General features: G+C 44.3%; 23 protein-coding genes. 13 read left to right on the top strand and 10 right to left on the bottom strand.

Annotated features, from left to right (window positions below; all coding sequences use genetic code 11):
* The first annotated feature begins 75 nt into the window (after positions 1–75).
* Complete coding sequence (locus tag NAF17_RS07465; RefSeq protein ID WP_252757356.1) at positions 76–1,533, top strand: NADP-dependent isocitrate dehydrogenase; 1,458 nt, start codon at positions 76–78, stop codon at positions 1,531–1,533.
* 67 nt (positions 1,534–1,600) lie between these two features.
* Here the strand turns inward: NAF17_RS07465 and NAF17_RS07460 are convergent, their stop codons facing one another.
* The 4 genes from NAF17_RS07460 to NAF17_RS07445 form a co-directional block, all read right to left on the bottom strand.
* Positions 1,601–2,683, bottom strand: a complete 1,083-nt coding sequence (locus tag NAF17_RS07460) for an AI-2E family transporter (RefSeq protein WP_252757355.1) — start codon at positions 2,681–2,683, stop codon at positions 1,601–1,603.
* Between the two features lie 76 nt (positions 2,684–2,759).
* Positions 2,760–3,464, bottom strand: a complete 705-nt coding sequence (locus tag NAF17_RS07455) for a hypothetical protein (RefSeq protein WP_252757354.1) — start codon at positions 3,462–3,464, stop codon at positions 2,760–2,762.
* The gene (locus tag NAF17_RS07450; RefSeq protein WP_252757353.1) at positions 3,454–4,101 is read right to left on the bottom strand and encodes a hypothetical protein; all 648 of its coding nucleotides are present in this window, start codon (positions 4,099–4,101) and stop codon (positions 3,454–3,456) included. Before NAF17_RS07450 ends, NAF17_RS07455 begins: the two co-directional genes overlap by 11 nt.
* 3 nt (positions 4,102–4,104) lie before the next feature.
* Positions 4,105–4,758, bottom strand: coding sequence for a hypothetical protein (locus tag NAF17_RS07445; RefSeq protein WP_252757352.1), 654 nt, complete (start codon positions 4,756–4,758; stop codon positions 4,105–4,107).
* Positions 4,759–4,801: 43 nt separating this feature from the next.
* On the opposite strand from NAF17_RS07445, the gene NAF17_RS07440 reads away from it, so the two are divergent.
* The 3 genes from NAF17_RS07440 to NAF17_RS07430 all read left to right on the top strand — a co-directional run bounded on the left by NAF17_RS07440 (position 4,802) and on the right by NAF17_RS07430 (position 7,368).
* Positions 4,802–5,815 carry a threonine aldolase family protein gene (locus tag NAF17_RS07440; RefSeq protein WP_256474439.1) on the top strand — a complete coding sequence of 338 codons (1,014 nt, stop codon included), beginning with the start codon at positions 4,802–4,804 and terminating at the stop codon, positions 5,813–5,815.
* 115 nt (positions 5,816–5,930) lie between these two features.
* Complete coding sequence (locus NAF17_RS07435; protein WP_252757351.1) at positions 5,931–7,022, top strand: DNA topoisomerase IB; 1,092 nt, start codon at positions 5,931–5,933, stop codon at positions 7,020–7,022.
* Between the two features lie 202 nt (positions 7,023–7,224).
* Complete coding sequence (locus tag NAF17_RS07430) at positions 7,225–7,368, top strand: hypothetical protein (protein ID WP_252757350.1); 144 nt, start codon at positions 7,225–7,227, stop codon at positions 7,366–7,368.
* 125 nt (positions 7,369–7,493) lie between these two features.
* Here the strand turns inward: NAF17_RS07430 and NAF17_RS07425 are convergent, their stop codons facing one another.
* Positions 7,494–7,658, bottom strand: coding sequence for a hypothetical protein (locus NAF17_RS07425; RefSeq protein ID WP_252757349.1), 165 nt, complete (start codon positions 7,656–7,658; stop codon positions 7,494–7,496).
* Between the two features lie 156 nt (positions 7,659–7,814).
* Complete coding sequence (locus NAF17_RS07420) at positions 7,815–7,967, bottom strand: hypothetical protein (protein WP_252757348.1); 153 nt, start codon at positions 7,965–7,967, stop codon at positions 7,815–7,817.
* Positions 7,968–8,187: 220 nt separating this feature from the next.
* On the opposite strand from NAF17_RS07420, the gene NAF17_RS07415 reads away from it, so the two are divergent.
* Positions 8,188–9,033: an SDR family oxidoreductase gene (locus tag NAF17_RS07415; RefSeq protein ID WP_252757347.1), complete on the top strand. Its 846-nt coding sequence runs from the start codon at positions 8,188–8,190 to the stop codon at positions 9,031–9,033.
* A gap of 80 nt (positions 9,034–9,113) precedes the next feature.
* Positions 9,114–9,641 (top strand): c-type cytochrome, encoded by a 528-nt coding sequence (locus NAF17_RS07410; RefSeq protein ID WP_252757346.1) that lies wholly within the window; start codon positions 9,114–9,116, stop codon positions 9,639–9,641.
* A gap of 685 nt (positions 9,642–10,326) precedes the next feature.
* Here NAF17_RS07410 and NAF17_RS07405 read toward each other — a convergent pair.
* Positions 10,327–11,541, bottom strand: a complete 1,215-nt coding sequence (locus NAF17_RS07405; RefSeq protein ID WP_252757345.1) for a BaiN/RdsA family NAD(P)/FAD-dependent oxidoreductase — start codon at positions 11,539–11,541, stop codon at positions 10,327–10,329.
* Here NAF17_RS07405 and NAF17_RS07400 point away from each other — a divergent pair.
* The 3 genes from NAF17_RS07400 (at position 11,540) to accC (ending at position 14,518) form a co-directional block, all read left to right on the top strand.
* Positions 11,540–12,145 carry an NADH-quinone oxidoreductase subunit A gene (locus NAF17_RS07400; RefSeq protein WP_252757344.1) on the top strand — a complete coding sequence of 202 codons (606 nt, stop codon included), beginning with the start codon at positions 11,540–11,542 and terminating at the stop codon, positions 12,143–12,145. The genes NAF17_RS07405 and NAF17_RS07400 overlap by 2 nt on opposite strands.
* Complete coding sequence (locus NAF17_RS07395) at positions 12,135–12,629, top strand: NADH-quinone oxidoreductase subunit B (RefSeq protein WP_252757343.1); 495 nt, start codon at positions 12,135–12,137, stop codon at positions 12,627–12,629. Before NAF17_RS07400 ends, NAF17_RS07395 begins: the two co-directional genes overlap by 11 nt.
* Before the next feature lie 407 nt (positions 12,630–13,036).
* On the top strand, positions 13,037–14,518 hold the full coding sequence (gene accC / locus NAF17_RS07390; protein ID WP_252757342.1) for an acetyl-CoA carboxylase biotin carboxylase subunit: 1,482 nt from the start codon (positions 13,037–13,039) through the stop codon (positions 14,516–14,518).
* A 36-nt stretch (positions 14,519–14,554) separates the two neighbouring features.
* Here accC and NAF17_RS07385 read toward each other — a convergent pair whose 3' ends face one another.
* Positions 14,555–15,016 (bottom strand): NUDIX hydrolase, encoded by a 462-nt coding sequence (locus tag NAF17_RS07385; RefSeq protein WP_252757341.1) that lies wholly within the window; start codon positions 15,014–15,016, stop codon positions 14,555–14,557.
* An 89-nt stretch (positions 15,017–15,105) separates the two neighbouring features.
* Here NAF17_RS07385 and NAF17_RS07380 point away from each other — a divergent pair, with 89 nt between their 5' ends.
* The 3 genes from NAF17_RS07380 to NAF17_RS07375 all read left to right on the top strand — a co-directional run bounded on the left by NAF17_RS07380 (position 15,106) and on the right by NAF17_RS07375 (position 16,575).
* Complete coding sequence (locus tag NAF17_RS07380) at positions 15,106–15,603, top strand: SRPBCC family protein (protein WP_252757340.1); 498 nt, start codon at positions 15,106–15,108, stop codon at positions 15,601–15,603.
* A 154-nt stretch (positions 15,604–15,757) separates the two neighbouring features.
* The gene (locus tag NAF17_RS18085; protein WP_256474438.1) at positions 15,758–15,883 is read left to right on the top strand and encodes a hypothetical protein; all 126 of its coding nucleotides are present in this window, start codon (positions 15,758–15,760) and stop codon (positions 15,881–15,883) included.
* Positions 15,884–15,990: 107 nt separating this feature from the next.
* Positions 15,991–16,575, top strand: a complete 585-nt coding sequence (locus tag NAF17_RS07375; RefSeq protein ID WP_252757339.1) for a riboflavin synthase — start codon at positions 15,991–15,993, stop codon at positions 16,573–16,575.
* A 74-nt stretch (positions 16,576–16,649) separates the two neighbouring features.
* On the opposite strand, the gene NAF17_RS07370 is transcribed toward NAF17_RS07375, so the two are convergent.
* Positions 16,650–17,798: a tetratricopeptide repeat protein gene (locus tag NAF17_RS07370; RefSeq protein ID WP_252757338.1), complete on the bottom strand. Its 1,149-nt coding sequence runs from the start codon at positions 17,796–17,798 to the stop codon at positions 16,650–16,652.
* A 94-nt stretch (positions 17,799–17,892) separates the two neighbouring features.
* Here NAF17_RS07370 and NAF17_RS07365 point away from each other — a divergent pair, with 94 nt between their 5' ends.
* The gene (locus NAF17_RS07365; protein ID WP_252757337.1) at positions 17,893–18,183 is read left to right on the top strand and encodes a hypothetical protein; all 291 of its coding nucleotides are present in this window, start codon (positions 17,893–17,895) and stop codon (positions 18,181–18,183) included.
* Between the two features lie 61 nt (positions 18,184–18,244).
* On the opposite strand, the gene NAF17_RS07360 is transcribed toward NAF17_RS07365, so the two are convergent.
* Positions 18,245–19,231: a hypothetical protein gene (locus tag NAF17_RS07360; RefSeq protein ID WP_252757336.1), complete on the bottom strand. Its 987-nt coding sequence runs from the start codon at positions 19,229–19,231 to the stop codon at positions 18,245–18,247.
* Positions 19,232–19,280: the final 49 nt, after the last annotated feature.

The following is a 19,280-nucleotide window of genomic DNA, read 5'->3' as shown; positions in this document are numbered from 1 at the left end:
AACAGTTAAAGCCTTTACAGATAGGCCTAAAAAGCCTACCTTTGCAGCGTTTTTACACACCACATAATATCATCCATGAAAACCAAAATAGCAGTAGCAAAAGGTGACGGTATAGGCCCGGAAATTATGGCCGCCGTGCTCCGCATATTTGAAGCCGCAAACGTACAGCTCGACTACGAGTACGTAGAAATGGGCAAGTCTTACTTTGATGCAGGCCACTCCACCGGGATGACCGCACAGGCAAAAGAAACCATTGAGCGTTTAGGCCTGCTTTTTAAAGGCCCTATGGAAACCCCGAAAGGTAAAGGCGTAAAAAGCATCAACGTTACAGCCCGCAAAGTGTGGAACACTTATGCTAACCAACGCGATTTCCGTTCATTAAATGGTGTTGATACCGTGTTCTCTAAAGCAGGTATCCCGATCAACTTAACTATCGTTCGCGAAAACATTGAAGATACTTACGGAGGTATCGAGCACTTGCTGACTAACGACGTTGCCGTTGGCCGCCGTATCATTACCCGCCCGGGCAGTGCCCAGGTTATCCGTTATGCTTTTGAAATGGCCCGCCGTAAAGGTTATACCAAACTGGCTTGCGGCCACAAGGCAAATATTATGAAGCTGACTGATGGTTTATTCCTGGAAACTTTCTACGAGATAGCCCGCGAATACCCTGATATCGAATCATCTGATATTATTGTGGATGATTTATGTATGAAACTGGTTTCCCGCCCCGAGATCTTCCAGGCTATTGTATTAACTAACCTACAAGGCGATATCGTATCCGACCTGTGTGCCGGTTTAGTTGGTGGGCTTGGTTTTGCGCCATCTGCAAACATTGGCGATAATATCTCTATTTTTGAAGCTGTACACGGTACCGCGCCGGATATTGCCGGCCGTGGTATTGCAAACCCAACAGCCTTGTTGCTATCTGGTATTTTGATGCTGCGTTACTTAGGTTTTACCACCGCTGCCGCTGATATAGAAAACTCATTATTATACACGCTTGAGCAAGGCGTACATACAGGAGACTTTGGTGATAAAGCAACCGAAGCTGCCAATACAGAAACTTTTGCTGATGCGGTAATTGCTAACCTTGGCCACATCCCGGCGAAAGGCGCGGTTATAGGCCAGCCGGATATGGAAGTGAAAGCAAACCACGATCATCCCCTAAAAAATAAACTGACCGTTACCAAAGCTGCCACCACCGAAGAAATGGTTGGTGTGGATGTTTTCGTAGAATCGAGCAAACAACCAAACGAATTAGCTGAATTAGCCAAGCGAAATGAAACCGATAATTTCCAGTTGGTGATGATCTCTAACCGTGGTACGCAGGTATGGCCTACAGGTTCTATCTTTACCGAGTTGGTGAATGAGTACCGCATCCGTTTCGAAAAGAAAGACGGTACTGAGATCACCCAAAAAGAGATCTTGCTGATTGCTGCCGACCTTTCTGATGATTTTAAAGTGTGCTCTGTAGAGTTCCTGATGAAGTTTGACGGTAAGATAGGTTACACCCTTGCGCAGGGGCAGTAAACTTAAATTTTAAATACAGTTCATTTCGAGGGAAGCGCAGCGAGGAGAAATGAACTGTGTTTAAAACTTAATCGCTGTCAACCGTTCGCCGGCCAACCTTGTCATCAGCTTCGTTGTTTATTTTTTTTATGTAGATCTCATCTACCAATATAATTATAATGGACAGTAGTGGCACCGCCAATATAATGCCTAACACGCCCGATAATACCCCCATGAGCACCTGGCTAATGATGGTTAAGGCAGGCGGAATGTTGATCATCTTTTTTTGGATAAGCGGTGTTACAATATTGCTTACAATGGTTTGCGATACAATGTAAAGCAGCGCTACAATAATAGCGGTATTAAGGTCTTTAGTTAATGCGAGCAATACGCCGGGTATCATTGCCGCCAGCGAGCCAAAGTTTGGTATTAACTTTAATAACCCTGTAAGTAATGCAAGTACAAGTGCTACCGGTATGCCAATGATAGAGAGGCCGGTACTTATCAGGATAAAAATCAGCACCATAGAAAGCATCATGCCCTTTAGCCATCCTTTTAAAGCCTGGCTGGTACGGTCGATAACCTTCTTGGCCATCGGTTTATTCTGCTCGGGAAATAGCTTTATGATACCATTTTTGTAAAGCGACGGATGGGTGGAAAAGAAGATCCCCAGGAAGATGATGATATAAATATTGCCTAATATACCAAAGCTGGTATTAAAAAAGCTTTGCGCGGTGGCAAAAACTTTGTCAGTATTATCGCTACCAAAGTATTGCAATATTTTGGCGCCTATAGGGCCTTGGCCAAGTTTCGCCTTAAGGTTGTTGATGGTTTCGGGCAGGCTTTCGCTCAAAGTAGCTATCTGGCCTTGTATGGTGGTGCCCATTATCCAAAGTAACCCGCCCAGTATCAGGAACGTACCTGCTACCGATATGGTCATAGATACTTTGCGGCTCCATTTGGTTTTGCGTTCTATCAGGTCGCCCAGGCCATGAAAGTAAACCGATATTAGCGACCCCGCCAATATCATTAATAACACGTTAAAGGCTACGCGGGCTATTAGTATGGATACTACCAGCAGGGCTACAATGGCAACTGTATGCCATACTTTTTCAATATAGGTAAGTTCTTTACCGGAAGCTTTTTCAGGTTTTGGCTTTCTATCGGGCATTATGTGTATTTGGTGTGTCCTCCTAAGGACACATAACACTCCTAAAAGTTTTAACGAATGTAAAAGGAGGATTTTTTTACTGGTGCAATGCCTTAATCTTATTAAAGTAAACGATGAGTTTTTCGATGTTGCCGATGCCAAAATGGTTGCCTTTTATCTGCTCTACCACCTCAGGTTCATCGGCCATCACTTCGCTCATAATGTCTTTAAAGTTTTCTTTGGTGAGGTGCTGCATACTGGCCGTACTGCTGCCATAATAATAGGATAATTTTCCACTATTACCACCGCCGTTACCACCTATGCTGATGCCTATGCCACCACCGTATGATGTACCGTAGGTGCCGGTACCAAAGCCAACAGCAGGCGCAACCTGCACCTTTTTGCCGCCACCGCCACTGCCCGCGCCACGGGTTGCATAAATTTTAATGGGTTCGTCAACAGCTACGCGTACAAAATCAAACTCTCTTTTAGCCCAGGTTTCGTTACCGGGGGCGTGGGCTACCACAAAGCTATCCCTGCCTGCCACAAAAGATTGCAGGTCTCTGGCGCTTAAATAGTATGGTGTAGAATGTTCCTCATCTTTAAATTCAATAAAACCTTCATCGGCGAAAGGCCCGCGGCCGCCCGGGTTGGGGTGGATATAACCGTTAATTTTTACATCCTTAACATCAACAAAATTGCCGGGGAGCCATTTTTGCGCGCTGGCTTTTTGGCAGGATAGTAATATAAACAGCGCCATAAATGCTGCCGAAAATAAATGGTTTTTATACTTAGTTGTCATATGATTTTTTTGGCATCTGGCCGGTTAGGTAATAGGTCACCAGGTTGTTTATATCACCATAACGAAAAGTTTTGTCTTTAATTTTAGCAACTACTTCAGGTTTATCCTCCATCAGGTCGCTCATTACTTCAATAAATTGTTTCTTCTCTAACTTTGTTACATTATCGGGCGTTTTGCCATAGTAATAAGTGGTTTTTACACCACCGCCTATAGAAGTACCCACACCTACGCCCATCCCGAAACCACCGCTAAAACCACCCGAGTTAATCATTAGCGGGATGCCGTTCTTCATTGCCCTGTTGGTGTACAATTTGGTCGGGTTATCAAGCACCACGGTCATAAACGGACTGTTTTTGAACAGCACATTGTGCGATACCACAATGCTGTCATCGCCCATAATAAACGCGTTTACTTTGTAGTATGGAACGGGCAAAGTTTCGGCCATTTCATCCCGGCGGTAAAGCACGATGTCGCCGTCTTCATACTCGCCTTTGTGTGGGGGCGTCCAGGAGATCAGGCCATTGAATACCTCGCCATTGGTATGGTAAAGCCGGCCCTCAAACCACTTGCGGTTTTGGCTCTGCGCATCGGCGGTGAACGAACCTGCAAGGAGGAGTATGAATAGGATTTTGCGCATTTTCTAATTATTATTACGATGCATCGATGCCGGGTAATTATCTGTTCGATAGAAGTACATCAGCTCGTTTATCTTGCCTAACTTAAATGTTTTATCCTGCACCCTTTTTACCACATATGGCTTGCTGGTAAGCGCCTTACTCATTACCTCAATAAAATTCTTTTTATCAAGGCGGGTGGTATGGTCAGTGTCTGTGCCATAGTAATACTTGGTATCGTTGTTTGAAAAGCCCGGCGTAAATATCATAACACCGCCCGCGCCCGGCATCATACCGCCACCACTGGATGATATCATCGTGAAACCGTATATCTTAACGTAGTTATCAAACAAAACGTGCAAGAAAGGAGCTTTCACAAAATCTTTATTTGTAGCTACGGTAAAGCTATCCATACGGGCGCTGTCATTCTTTATCCCGAATGATCTTATTTCCGTGTTTTTTAGTTTTACCTGTTCGGCTTTCTTATCTGTTTTGTAATAGATATGGTCGCCTTTATTACCAAATATTGATTTTGCCGGCGGTGACCACGAGATAAGCCCGGTATGTTTTACTCCAACAGAATCATAATAAAAGCCTTCGTCATAGTGCTTACCAAACAATTGCGCTTTAGTAGAGAATGTAATACTTAAAATACAAAGGAGTAAGAAGATTTTCTTCATAAAATGGTTTAGATTTGAAACCAAATATAAAAGAATTTTCGACATGATAACAGTAGATCTGCGCAGCGATACCGTAACAAAACCAACACCGGGGATGCTTGAAGCCATGTGGGGCGCCAAAGTAGGCGATGATGTTTTTGGCGAGGACGAAACCGTGAACGCTTTGGAGCAAAAGGCAGCAGCAATGTTCGGGATGGAAGCTGCCATCTTCTGCCCGTCTGGCACCATGACCAACCAAATAGCCATTAAATGTTTTACACAGCCGCTGGATGAATTAATTGCCGACCAAACCGCGCACGTTTACCGTTACGAGGGTGGTGGGATTGCATTTAACTCGGGTGTATCTACCAGGTTATTGAACGGTTATCGCGGCATAATAACCGCCGAGATGATTGCCCCCGAAATTAATAACGAGAATATCCATTACCCGCATACCAGCCTGGTGGTGTTGGAAAACACAGTAAACAAAGGTGGTGGTAGTTGCTATACGCTGGATCATATTAAACCAATTGCGGAGCTATGCAAGCAGCGGGGCTTAAAAATCCATTTGGATGGTGCCCGCATCTTTAATGCCCTTGCCCATACCGGCGATAAAGCGGTTAATTATGGCACTTATTTCGATGGGATTTCCGTATGCCTTTCAAAAGGTTTAGGCGCGCCTGTAGGTTCAGTTTTACTGGCCGATAAAGCGACAATCAAATATGCCCGCCGCATCCGTAAAGTTTTAGGCGGAGGCATGCGCCAGGCAGGCTTCCTTGCCGCGGCCGGGATTTACGCTTTAGACCACCACATAGAACGTTTGAAGATAGACCACGCCCATGCCCGCATCTTAGGCGAAGAGCTGGTTAAGCGCCCTTGGGTAACCAATGTAGTACCTGTAGAAACCAACATCGTTTTGTTTGATACCACCGAACCTGCAGCCGCTATATTGGCCAAACTTGCTGAAAAAGGCATCAAAGCAAGTAGCACCGATACGCACCGCATCCGTTTTGTTACCCATTTGGATGTACATGCCGAGGAGGTGGAGTATGTAGTGGATGTGGTGAAAGGGCTGTAGCCCCACCCAAACCCTCCCCGGTAGGGGCTTAAAGAACAAAAAAGTCTCCCCTTCCGGGGGAGATTTAGAGGGTGCATTTAAAACTTATCCCTCAATATCATGTTCTATCCTACACATGAGCCGCCTCGTACAAATACTCGAAAAAATTGGCCGCGACCCCAAGATAACTGCTAAAACGGTAGGCCTTCGCTATGTTGCAGATTCTACCCCCGGCTATACCCGCAAAAAAAGCGGCAAGGGTTGGACGTACCTGGATGCCGGTGGCAAAACCGTTAAAGATAAAGAGCTTGTACAGCGGTTCAACAAACTGGTGATCCCGCCGGCGTATAACAATGTATGGATCTCACCTTATGATAACGGCCACCTGCAATTTACAGGTACAGATGCAGCGGGGCGCAAACAATACCGCTATCATACACATTGGAACAAGATTCGTAACCAATCCAAATACCACCGCCTGCAAACTTTTGCGGCGCATTTGCCTGCCATCCGCCACCAGGTGAATAAAGACCTTGCCCGCCAAAAACTCGACCACGAAAAAGTAGTTGCCCTGGTGGTGCGCATAATGGAACTTACCAGCATCCGAGTAGGTAACGAATCATACAAAAAGCTTTACGGCTCTTTCGGTTTAACCACGCTGATGGATAAGCACGTGAAGATTGACGGCAGCATGATAAATTTTGAGTTTAAGGGCAAAAAAGGGGTAATGCATAAAACTGCCCTGCAAAGTAAAAAGCTTGCCAGGTTAGTTAAGCAATGCCGCGACATCCCCGGGAAAGAACTGTTCCAATATTATAACGACGACAACACCCGATGTGCCATAGGCTCGGGCGATATCAATACCTACCTGAAAGAGATTACCGGCGAGGATTTCACCGCCAAAGATTTTCGTACCTGGGCTGGTAGCGTAAGCGCTTTGTATGCCTTTAAGGAAGCCGGGGAGTTTGATACGGTATCAGAATGTAAAAAGAAGATCTTAAGCGTACTGGATGAGGTAGCTATTAACCTGGGGAATACCCGCACGGTTTGCAAAAAATATTACGTACACCCAACCGTTATCAAAAGTTACGAGGAAGGCACAATCTTTAAATACATCAAAAAACTGGACGAAGATGAGGACAAGGATGTGAAAAGCGCGGAGCTTAACATCGCAGAGAAAGCTTTGTTGGATATTTTAGAGCACGAGAAGCTTGCGGAAGCGAGTTAAGATTAAACATATAGCAAAAGTTTGTCATGCTGAACGATAGTGAAGCATATGACTATACGAACTGTAAACGATTGCACAGTTCAATAATAGATGCACTCCGTTGGCTAACAAATCACGATGACAAAAAATATACATAAAAAAGGATGACCAGAATTGCCCCGGTCAACCTTAAAATAGGGTTAACAGCTAACTGATCTTATTATTGTTTCCCTTTTTTGGTGTAGATATAAACCACACCCTATTTGGCTTTGCCGCCGTATTTCGTAACGATAAGGATAGTTGTGGCATTACCGTAAGCTACCATCCTAACATCTTTTACTGTGCCTTTAATAACGGCAGTTACTAATGCCTTTTCCTTAAGGGTAAGGTTTTGCGGATCTTTATTTACGCCGTTTATCCTGATATTGGTTAAATGGCGCCTGTTGCCCGGTTTTTCAGTAATCGCTTTACCTTCGTCAGTATCTTTTATGGTTATGAAATAACATAACTGTCGTTATTAAAGGGGTATACGCTTTTGTCAATTGATAACTTTTTCAGTTCTTCGGGCCTTGCAATGTTGATAGATTGGATAGTGCCCGGGTCAACTTTAGAGAAGATCATATTGTCTGCCTTTTTGCCATTCAGCACCACATTCATCAAATCGATAGAGTGGCTATTGTCTAAATTGATAGAAAGTGCTTGTCTTTTACCGGTATCCGATTTAGTATGGTAAGCCGCTCATGAAACCTTTTTTGTATTTTTCTTACACAATGGCAGGGGTGTAGCTGAAAGAGTTGCCCAGCTTTTCGCCGGTTACAAATCCTTTGCGTTCAGGTTTTTTATGGTCGATACCAGGGTGATATAGGGTGGTTTAGGTTCGGTTATTTGATCTAAAAAAACCTTAAATAACCTGGTGCTAACCTCCCATACGGCCTGCATGGCTTCTTCTTGCGATAATTTCTCCATTGCCACCTACGATTATTTCTTACAAGATGCGACTGTTTCGTAATAATGCAAATGTTTTAACAAATGTTTTAACAAAAACATTTATGCGGGTTTCCCGGGTATGCATACGCTTTATTTAAAGCTATCATTTTAATAACCAATAGTTTAAGGTTGTATGCCTTTGCCATTGCATAAAATGTGCTAAATTTGGTTACTAATTAAACGCGTTTAAATTATTAATATGCCCATTACCACCACTGTAATAACCGGGGCTACATCCGGCATCGGTAGAGAAACAGCCATGGCGCTGGCCCGTAAAGACCATGCGCTGTACCTTTTGGTGCGTGATACCGAACGGGGCGAAGCTTTGAAGCGTGACATTACATCGGGCACAAAAAATAAAAATATTTATGTCGTGCAATGCGACCTTGCCGATCTGGAGAGCGTGCGCAACGCCGCCGGTATTTTAAAAAGAAGCCTGCTATCTATCAATATATTAATAAATAACGCAGGCGGGATATTTGCCGGGCGCGAGGAAAGTAAAGACGGTTTTGAAATGACCTTCGCGGTAAACCACCTTGGCCATTTTTTATTAGTGCAATGCCTTTTGCCTTTGTTGGAAAAAGGGCAGGCGCGCATCATCAACGTAAGTTCCGAAGCGCACCGTATGGCCAAACCAAACTTTAACGATCTGCAATGGATAAAGCGCCCATACTCCGCCTGGAAGGCTTACGGTACAGCCAAGCTTTTTAATATATACTTTACACGGTCGCTGGCTATAAAATATGGTAAAAAAGGTATTAACGCTTTTGCATTGCACCCGGGTTTGGTTAACACCGGCTTTGGCACCAAACTTAGCGGTTTTAGTAAATTGCTTATGGCGCTGGCGAGGCCGTTCATGATATCGGCCGAGAATGGCGCGCAGACCACCATTTATTTAGCATTAGCAACCCGTATAGATGCTAAAAGTGGCAAGTATTTTAAGAGCCGCCAACCTGCAGATTCATCAGTCGCGGCAACCAATGAGTTAGGGCGCGACAGACTTTGGGACTTGAGTATGGAACTGATTGAACCCTTCTTAAATTAATTGGGTAATATTTTTGTGGCATATTGTAGGGGTGGATTAATTGCTTTAAATTAGAAATTGAAATATACGCTTACACAATTATGACAATCAACAAAAAATTACTTGCGACTATAGGTCTTTTAGGTGCCGTTGTATTTATGGCAATGGTACCCGCGGTTAAAAAACCTGCCGAAGAAAAATTTAAAAACTTAAAGGTTTTACCCAAAGACATCACGGGCGAGGAAATGCACAAAGTGATGGATGAGTGGGAGCATGCCCTGGGTGCACGCTGTAGCTTTTGCCACGTACGTAACGAGGATACCCAAAAAATGGACTTTGCCGCTGATGGCAAACCGGAGAAAGATATGGCCCGCGAAATGTATAAAATGACGCAGGACATCAACAAAAAATATTTCCAAGCGGAGAAAGACAGCACAGGTGTAATTATGGAAAGTAGCGTTAACTGCTATAGCTGCCACCGTGGTGTATCGCACCCCGAAGTTGTTAGGGCATCAGACTTACCACAACAGCCAAGCCCAGCACCGGCACCTGGCCAACCGGGATGGGCGCCAGGCGCATCGCCAGCTCCTGGCACACCGCCACCACCACCTGTTGAAAAAAAACAATAGTTTTTTTTCAACACAGAGAATACAAAGTTTTTCATAAAGGCCACAGAGATTATTCTTTGTGGCCTTTGTGCTTTTAAACTCTTTAACACGTCATTGCGATAGTGTAGCAACCTTCGATAGATTAGCAGTTTTTCTTAAGAGAGGGTTAGGGGGTGTTAAGCAGGGGCTGTAGTTTTACGTTTTTGCTTTGCTTTCATTAACGTCAGCCCGCTCATTGCCGCGGAGGCTACTCCTTTTGATACAATAGGAAGCAAAAAATCAAGACAAAAAAATTATTCTCCGCACGAGCCTTTACCCATCGGCCGCGGTTTTTTGTCGGCCCACCGCTCTTCTACACCTAATCTTAACCAATTCTAAAAATTCTATAAATTCGGGTTTAGAAAAACTGCAGATGCATGGTACCTATTAGAAGCTTCAAACGTTCAGCATAACAAGGGAAAAGAAATTCATTTTAATTCTAAAATTCTGTCAATTCCGGTTCGGAAAATTGCGTTAAGGATAGAAGCGGATACCAGCCTTGCGGCTAAGGCCCGTGCAGTATGAGCGTATAGCCTGCCCGTAGGGAACGCCCAAAACGCCTTTCGCACTACCTACCCCATACCCAATTCAAGAGGGAAAGAATGCACTTTACAGTTCTTTATGTCGCTGTGATTTCTCTCCGTGCCCGCTGTGATTAAATCTACACCTACAAATTCTGCGCTATCACAAACCCGCTTGCCCATGCCCATTGAAAGTTATAACCACCCAGCCAGCCGGTAACATCCACACATTCGCCGCCGAAGAAAAGGCCCGGTACTTTTTTGCTTTCGAGGGTTTTGGATGATAGTTCGTTCGTATCTACGCCGCCGGTCATTACCTCGGCTTTGTCGTAGCCTTTGGTGCCGGCGGGTTTTACTTTAAACTCGTGCAGCAGTATGCTGATGTCTTCAAGCTCAGTTTTGGTGAGGGATGCCAGGTTTTTATCCGCGGGTATATAATTTACCAATGCCTCGGTAAATTTGCGGGTGAACAGGTTGGATAGGTAGGCCAGCAGCATTTTTTTGCCGTTTTGCTCGCGTTCCTGTAGTATCAGCTCGATAATATCTTTGCCGGGCAGCAGGTCGATGTAAATATGCTCTCCGGGTTTCCAGTAGGAAGAGATCTGCAAAATTGCAGGGCCACTTAAGCCCCAATGCGTAAACAGGATGTTTTCTTCAAAACTTGCTCTGTCATTCCACACACGGCAAAATATACTGTTGCCCGATAGCTGCTCGTACCATGGTTGATCTTTACCGGTAATGGTAAGCGGCACCAGGGCAGGGGAGGTTTCGGTAATGGCCATCTCAAATTTGCGGGCCACACGCAGGCCAAAATCAGTAGCTCCCATTTTTTGGATAGGCAGGCCGCCACTGGCGATAACCACTTTCGGGGCAAACAGAATCTGCTGTTTATCGTTCCGCATGATGGTAACATTAAATCCATCTTCGGTTTGTTCAACAGCTGTAACCTCGGTATCGCACCAAATCTCCTGGCCAAGGTCGTTACACAGGTTTGTAAAAACATTCACTACATCTTTTGCCTTGTCGCTCACCGGGAAAAGCTGCCCAAGTGTTTTTTCTTTGCCTTCAATGCCGTAGGTTTCAAAAAAGGTTACTGTATCATCAACCCTCCATTGCGCCAGGGCCGACCGGCTAAAATGCTCGTTGTTAGAGATGAATTGTTTATGTGTGGCGTAAAGGTTAGTGTAATTACACCTTCCGCCGCCGCTGATCAGGATCTTGGCGCCTACTTTATCGTTCTTTTCTAATACCAAAGTTTGCTTGCCTAAAAAGCCGGCCTGTACCGCGCACATAAGTCCGCAGGCGCCGCCGCCAATAATTATAGCGTCAAAAGTTGATTGTTTTGTTAAATTTGCTGTCATGGATGATGTTGCGCAAATATCAGAATTTGGAAAGATACTTATCTTTTTAATTACGGGTATCGTGTTTATTGGAGGATTGTTTTTTTTGAACCGCCTTTTAGCACCCCGTAACCCTAATTATGAAAAGCTAACCACGTACGAATGTGGCGAAGAACCAACCGGTAATGCCTGGTTGCCTTTCAACTCGCGCTTTTATGTTATCGCATTGGTTTTCTTGCTATTTGATGTAGAGATGGTGTTCGTTTTCCCCTGGGCTACGGTATTTGGCAACCGCGAAATTATAGCAACTGATTCCCGCTGGGGATGGTTCTCACTGATAGAAATGTTCATCTTTTTAGGGATACTGATCTTGGGCCTGGCCTACGTTTGGGTAAAAGGCGACCTCGACTGGATAAAACCCAAAGTAGCCCTGCCGCAAACAGATGCCCGCATCCCGCAAAACTTATACGATGACCTGAACGCCCGGCAAGGCAATTTTAAAGTAAAAGAGTTTAGCCTGGAGCTAGCGCAACCGGCTACTGCTACAGCCACTGCAACTCCTGCCGCTGAACCAAGGAAGCCAATGTTTAAACCATCATTTAAAAAACCAGCTAATGACGCCTGATTTGACCAACGAAGCCGGTGGCATTGTGATCACTAAAATGGATGATCTGCTCAACTGGGCGAGGCTGTCATCATTATGGCCGCTAAGTTTTGGAATTGCCTGCTGCGCGATAGAAATGATGGGAGCGTTGGCTTCTACGTACGATCTGGACCGTTTTGGGGTGTTCCCAAGGCCGTCTGCACGGCAATCAGATGTAATCATCATAGCCGGTACGGTTACCTTTAAAATGGCCGAGCGTATCAAACGCCTTTACGAACAAATGCCCGATCCTAAATATGTGATCTCTATGGGCTCATGCTCTAACTGCGGCGGCCCATACTGGCAGCATGGCTACCACGTAGTAAAAGGCGTTGACAGGGTAATCCCGGTTGATGTTTACGTACAAGGCTGCCCGCCAAGGCCGGAAGCGTTGATAGGCGCTATATTGGAGTTGCAGAAGAAGATAGAGAAAGAACATATTGTAGCGGGGGAGCAACCGGCTTAAACCACCTTTGTCATTTCGAGGGAAGCGCAGCGATGAGAAATCTTGTTCTTTATAACAAGTAGTCGATTTCTTATCTAACAAGATTTATCTACGATGGGCTCCCTAAGGTCGGTTCTCCTCGTACCTCGTTCGAAATAGCAATTTTCTTTTATTACTCGTTTCTAGTTTTTCTGCCCTTGTTGGTATTGTTACCAACAAGCCGCCATGCTTGTAACAACTGCTTTAAATTTTTAAATGAATCATATGGTGGCACTACATTGTCAGTAATCTAATTTATAAAAATCTGATTATTAGTTAATTGCAATTAGTTGCGTGTGTTCACAAACGTGAACGTGAACATTTGGGCTGTTTTGAGCTCTTCGAAATGGCATTTCTTTTTTACAGTTAATCCGTTACATTTGTTTCCTATGCAAAAAATATTGGTAGCTAACCGGGGCGAGATCGCTTTACGTGTAATGCGTTCGGCCCGCGAAATGGGGATTAAAACAGTAGCCGTTTATTCTGAAGCCGACCGTAACGCCCTGCACGTGCGTTACGCCGACGAAGCCGTTTTTATCGGTGCAGCACCATCTAATCAATCATATCTTGTTGGCGATAAAATAATTGCCGCCTGTAAACAAACAGGTGCCCAAGGCATCCATCCCGGTTATGGGTTCTTAAGTGAAAACGCCAATTTTGCAAGGCAAGTACGCGAGGCTGGGCTTATACTAATAGGCCCATCGCCTGAAGCCATGGAAGTGATGGGTAACAAGCTATCTGCCAAAGCCGCAGCCTCAAAATATAACATCCCCATGGTACCCGGCACTGAGGAAGCCATAACCGATGTGCCCGAGGCCAAGCTCCGCGCAGTTGAGGTTGGTTTCCCCATCCTGATCAAAGCTGCTGCCGGTGGTGGTGGCAAAGGCATGCGCATAGTAGACACCCCTGAAGATTTTGAAGAACAAATGGGCCTTGCCGTTTCCGAAGCTATTTCGGCCTTTGGCGATGGCGCTGTATTTATAGAACGTTATGTTTCATCGCCAAGGCACATCGAGATCCAGGTTTTGGGCGATACGCATGGCAATATTGTGCACCTTTTCGAGCGGGATTGCTCGGTACAGCGCCGCCATCAAAAGGTGGTAGAAGAAGCGCCATCGTATATATTGACGCCCGAGATTCGAGCAGCGATGGGTAAATGCGCGGTTGATGTTGCACGCTCGGTTAATTACACCGGCGCGGGCACAGTTGAGTTTATTATGGACGAGAAACTGGACTTCTTTTTTCTGGAGATGAACACCCGCCTGCAGGTGGAGCACCCCGTTACCGAACTGATCACCGGCATCGACCTGGTGAAAGAACAGATCCGTATTGCCCGCGGCGAAGCCATCAGCTTTAAGCAAGACGACCTGAAGATCCAGGGTCACGCCATAGAACTGCGCGTGTATGCCGAAGACCCTGCTAATAATTTCCTGCCGGATATTGGTACGCTGCAAACTTACGTTACCCCAAAAGGCCCGGGCGTAAGGGTGGATGACGGCTTTGAACAAGGCATGGAGATCCCGATTTATTACGACCCGATGATTGCCAAGCTGATCACCTACGGTAAGGACCGTACAGAGGCTATAGAACGTATGATAAGGGCTATTGACGAGTATATTATTACCGGCATCACCACAACCTTACCGTTTGGCAAGTTTGTAATGCAGCATGATGCTTTCACCTCGGGCAACTTTGATACCCACTTCGTCAAAAAATATTTCACCGCCGAGTCGCTGGAAACAGGCAACGAAAAGGAAGCGCTTATCGCTACCTTGGTAATGGAGAAGTTACTGGCCGTAAAGAAATTGGTGGTTGCAGAAACCGTTGGTGCTGAAGAGAGTAATTGGGTTAGGAATAGAAGCCCCCTCTAAATCTCCCCCGGTAGGGAAGACTTTTTTGTTAATCTGCTAAATCCCGGTAATTCCTTCCAACTCCTCAATCAACCCCACTTGCCCGGGGATGATCTTTACTTTCGCTTCATCAATAGTAAACCAACTTGCCCTGTCAATTTCTGGGAAGCTGGCGTGTTTGCCGGATTTTGGCGGCCATTCTATTTCGAAGGTATTACTGGCAATATTGGCATGGTCGATGTCGCCTTCTACGGCCCAGGCATGTACTACTTTACCGCTTTTTTGTTTAGCGGGTTGTAGCTTTATAAAATTACCGGCGATCGGTTTGCCAACTTCTTCCTTAAATTCGCGTTGAGCGGCGGCAAGCGGATCTTCGTCATCAAGAAATTCGCCTTTGGGGATAGACCAGGCGCCATCATCTTTTTTGCGAAAGTATGGCCCACCGGGATGCGCCAGAAAAATCTGTAATAATCCGTTTGCTAACTTATATAATAAGATCCCCGCGCTTTGCTTTGGCATATAATAGTTTTAATGGCAAATTATCAAAACACAAAGTATTATGGTTTGTTTTATGCTAATACATTCCTTATAAGTAAACTTTTTTTGATATGGAAGATACCCGCTGGACGAAATTTAAGCTTTGTGGAGACTATAATATGGATCTGCGCAGCCTTTACCTGGCCTGGAGCACGCCCGCAGGGCTGGAAAAATGGTTTTTGCGCAAAGCGGATTTTTTTACGGTTCCGCAGAGACTGCGTGGTAATAATGAGCAAATTTTAAAGGAGGATACCTATACCTGGTACTGGCATGGCTACCATAACGATGTAATGCAACAGGGTAGTGTGCTGGAAGCCAACGGGCAAGATCAGATCAAATTTAGTTTTGCCGGTGACAGTATAGTTACCGTAAACTTTAGCACGCGGAATGGCCTGACAATTATCGAACTGGAACAAACCAACATCCCGCAGGAAAGCGACCCCGAAAAAAACCTGATGATACAATGCCAGGTAGGGTGGACTTTTTACCTCGCCAATCTAAAATCGGTTATGGAGAATGGAAAGGATTTGCGCAACAAACGGGTAGATTTGTATAGTTGTTTTAAGTAATGAGAAACTTTTTTAATTTTAGAAATATTTTTAACCTAAAACGGGTACGCTGATTTTTAAATCGCCTTACAAGCGAAAGTGAAAATAAAGTTGCATAAATATTTACTATTGAATTGCTTTAGTTATAACTAAGTACCCATTATCACAACGTATTATGACCACCTCAAAGGGTACTCATGCAGGCAAAGATTTTAGCTTTACAGGTAATATCGAGTTTTTTGATAGCCACAAAGCAAAACTATCTTTCAACGGGCAAGTATTTGATATAACTATACAATAGTATAAACCATAAGCATTTAATAGCGGCTAACCCAAAAGGTTATCCGCTTTTTTTATGATGTTGGGATAACATACTGCACACCTAAAATTCTGTATTTTTACAGCACTATGTTTACAGGAATTATAGAAACTTTAGGTAAGGTAACCGATCTGCGCCACGACCATGGCAACCTGCATATCACCGTACAATCGGGTATTGTTAATGAGTTAAAGATCGATCAATCGGTTGCACATAACGGCGTTTGTTTAACTGTGGTAGGATTGACTGATGATACTCACACCGTTACCGCTATTGAAGAGACCCTGAACAAAACCAGCATAGGCTACCTAAAAGTTGGCGAACCTGTAAACCTGGAGCGCTGTATGCAAATGAATGCCCGTTTGGATGGGCATATTGTACAGGGCCATGTAGACCAAACCGCCACCTGTACCAAATTTACCGAGCTCGACGGCAGTTGGGAATACACTTTTGAGTATGATTCATCGGTAGGTAATGTAACGGTAGAGAAAGGCTCTATCTGCGTAAACGGCATTAGCCTAACCGTTGTAAATTCGGGCCCTAACTACTTTTCGGTAGCCATTATACCATACACTTACGAGCATACCAACCTGCACAACGTAAGCGAAGGCTCGGTTGTAAATCTGGAGTTTGATATTATTGGAAAATACGTGGCAAGGTTGATGAATAGGTAAAGCGAAATGTCAGTCTGAGCTTGTCGAAGACTTATATAAGCGACGAATGGTTCGACAGGCTCACCATGACAAGCCTATTTACTCAAAACCGCCACCCTGCTTTTCGAATAATCAATAAAACCTTTTTGTTTATCTACCGGAGGTTTACTGGCAAGATATTTCTTGTAGTATTTAACGGCGCTTTTTTTATCCTTTAAATTCGTATCATAAACGTTTGCCAGCGAGTAGTAGATCATAGGTGTTTCATCAAATTCCAAACTTTTTTGATAAGCTGTTATGGCTTTTTTAAACTTGTGCAGTTTCTCGTTACTATCTGCCACCTCGCCGTAATACGCGCCTGTGTTTGGGGAGATGCCTTCAATAATGGCTTTTTGCAGGTAAAATATCGCCATGTTTTGATCTTTAACGGCCTTGTAGCCTAAGCCAGTATAATAATAACTGGTTTCGTTGCGGGCAATCTTATCCATACTTACAAAGGTAGAAATGCTGCAATCATAATTTTGGGTGTTGTAATAAGCTACACCAAGCTTGGTAAGCACCTGTCCCGACCCATTACCATAATTTACCAGTTTAAGACAGGTGCCCACAGTTTCCGGCCATTTCATTTGGGCGTATTGCAGCTTCATGAGGCTATTGAGTAGGACGATATTTTCCGGGTCGGCGGTTATGGCGGCGTTCAGTACTTTTTCGGCCTGCGCGGTAAATTTCATACTGATGTACACCTCGCTCAGGTCAGATGCCACATCCGGTTCGGCAGGATTTAATTTATTGGCCTTTTGCAGATAAACGATGTAGGAGGTAAGGTCGTTTTTATCGTGGCTGATGGTAGCCAATTGCTTATACACCATAAAGTTTGTAATATCGCGCGTTAAGATGCGCTTGTAATATACTTCGGCCTTGTCATTGTTACCGCGGCGCAGGTTTAAACTCCCCAGGCTATACAATACCGGCGTATTGGTAGAATCTATATTATAGATGCGTTGGTAGTACCCCTCTGCATCTGCCAAACGCCCTGCCATGTTTAATGTATAGGCCAGTTGCCCCAGCGCTTTTGTACTATTTATTGGTTCGCTATAGGTTTTCTTCAGGTAATCGGCAGCTTCTGCAAAACGCTGATTTTGATAATAGTCCAACAATAAAGCGTCATCAACTTTAGTTGTTTCCTGCGCGAAACATCTTATAGATAAGATGGAAAGGAGTAATAGGCAATAGATGGATTTCATATAACTAAGTTATTAGTTATATGTGGTAAATCCAAATTAAATCTACTTTGGCACTGTTATGGCTATATGTAGTTTATAAAAAATTAAGATACCTATGGATAAGATCAGAAAATTTGAATTGATGGAAAAAATCGTCCATGAATTAGAGGATTTAAAAAACAGTAACCAGGCGTTGATACAAAAGATCGCGAAAATCGAAGTAGACAACATTGACCTTGGCAATAAAAGAATAGAAAAAGACTTGCCAGACATGCACCAGCGTATAGCGGATAATCTTGACACTATCGCCAGCATATTAGAAGATTTTGCAAGCCAGACAGATGAGTACAGCAACAAAAACAATATCACTGCACTAAAAGAGCAGGAAGAAATAAGCAAACTGTAATTAGTTTGGCTAAAATAAAAGAAGCCCGTATTGATGCGGGCTTCTTTGTGTCACAATATTTCTACTGGTACTGTATATAAATAGGAGCGGGCTTCAAACTTAAAACCTCCTTAGGTGTCAACATCCGCTTAGGGGCGTTCTTAATATCATTCTTATAAAATAATTTGAAACCCGTAAACTGCACCGGTTCGCCGGCTGCGTAATATTTGTAGGTTCCTTTCTTAAGTTCGGGCGGCCCCCATCCATCCATATCCATCACAAATTGTACGTTGCTGTTAAGTTTAATATCCCGATAATTGGTAACCATGCGTTTGGTGAAACGATGCACCACAAATATCTTTGGCGGCAGGTTATATTTTTTACAAAGGCTGCTGAGGTAATTGCTCACATAGTTAATGTCCTTAGCATCAAATGTGCCGATACGCTTGCCGGGTACGCTGCCTTCTTTCATAGAAAATTCCGGGTCGATGCCAAAATGTACGTTTGGCATCTTTAGGTATTTCTCTAACAACGGCAGTTCGGTTTCAACCGTACTAAAGCCCACCTGAATGTCTAAGAATACCAGGGCATTGATAGGTTTAGCCATCTCAATAGCTTTATCTATCTGGCTGAACGGCATCCTCTGGTTATGTAAACCATTTCGGCCTGCATCCGCCTGGGCAGTAACGCATATATAATGTAAAGCTGGTTTTACAGGCGTTGTAGGATCAGCGGCTTCCCAACTTTTCACCTCGGCTAATAGCTTACTACGCATTACCGATGGCTCATATTCGCCAAGTACGCCCATGTTTTTGGAGTACATATTGCCGTAATAAGCCACCACACGATAGAAAGGCAGTATGGCCCCGGCTTTTGGGTAAGGCGCTTTTTTAACAGGCCATTTGCCTGTTTTATCGCCATTGGCTAAACGGATCATTAAAGAATCGTAGCGGGCGCTATCAAGGGTAGCCGGTTTTAAGGTGCTGTCCTGTTTAACGGTTTGCGCGGATGCGGAGAAAGTTGATGCGGCAAAGGTGACCAGTGCCGCGATGCGTAGAATGTTTTTCAAGTGCTATTTAGTTAGATTGCATAAATAACGCATTTTATGGTTATGAGTT

Origin of the sequence: Mucilaginibacter aurantiaciroseus, assembly GCF_024055595.1 — a bacterium.
In the GTDB taxonomy this organism is placed as follows: domain Bacteria; phylum Bacteroidota; class Bacteroidia; order Sphingobacteriales; family Sphingobacteriaceae; genus Mucilaginibacter; species Mucilaginibacter aurantiaciroseus.
The sequence above is the reverse complement of the archived record's forward strand: the minus strand, read 5'-3'. Positions and strand labels throughout refer to the sequence as shown.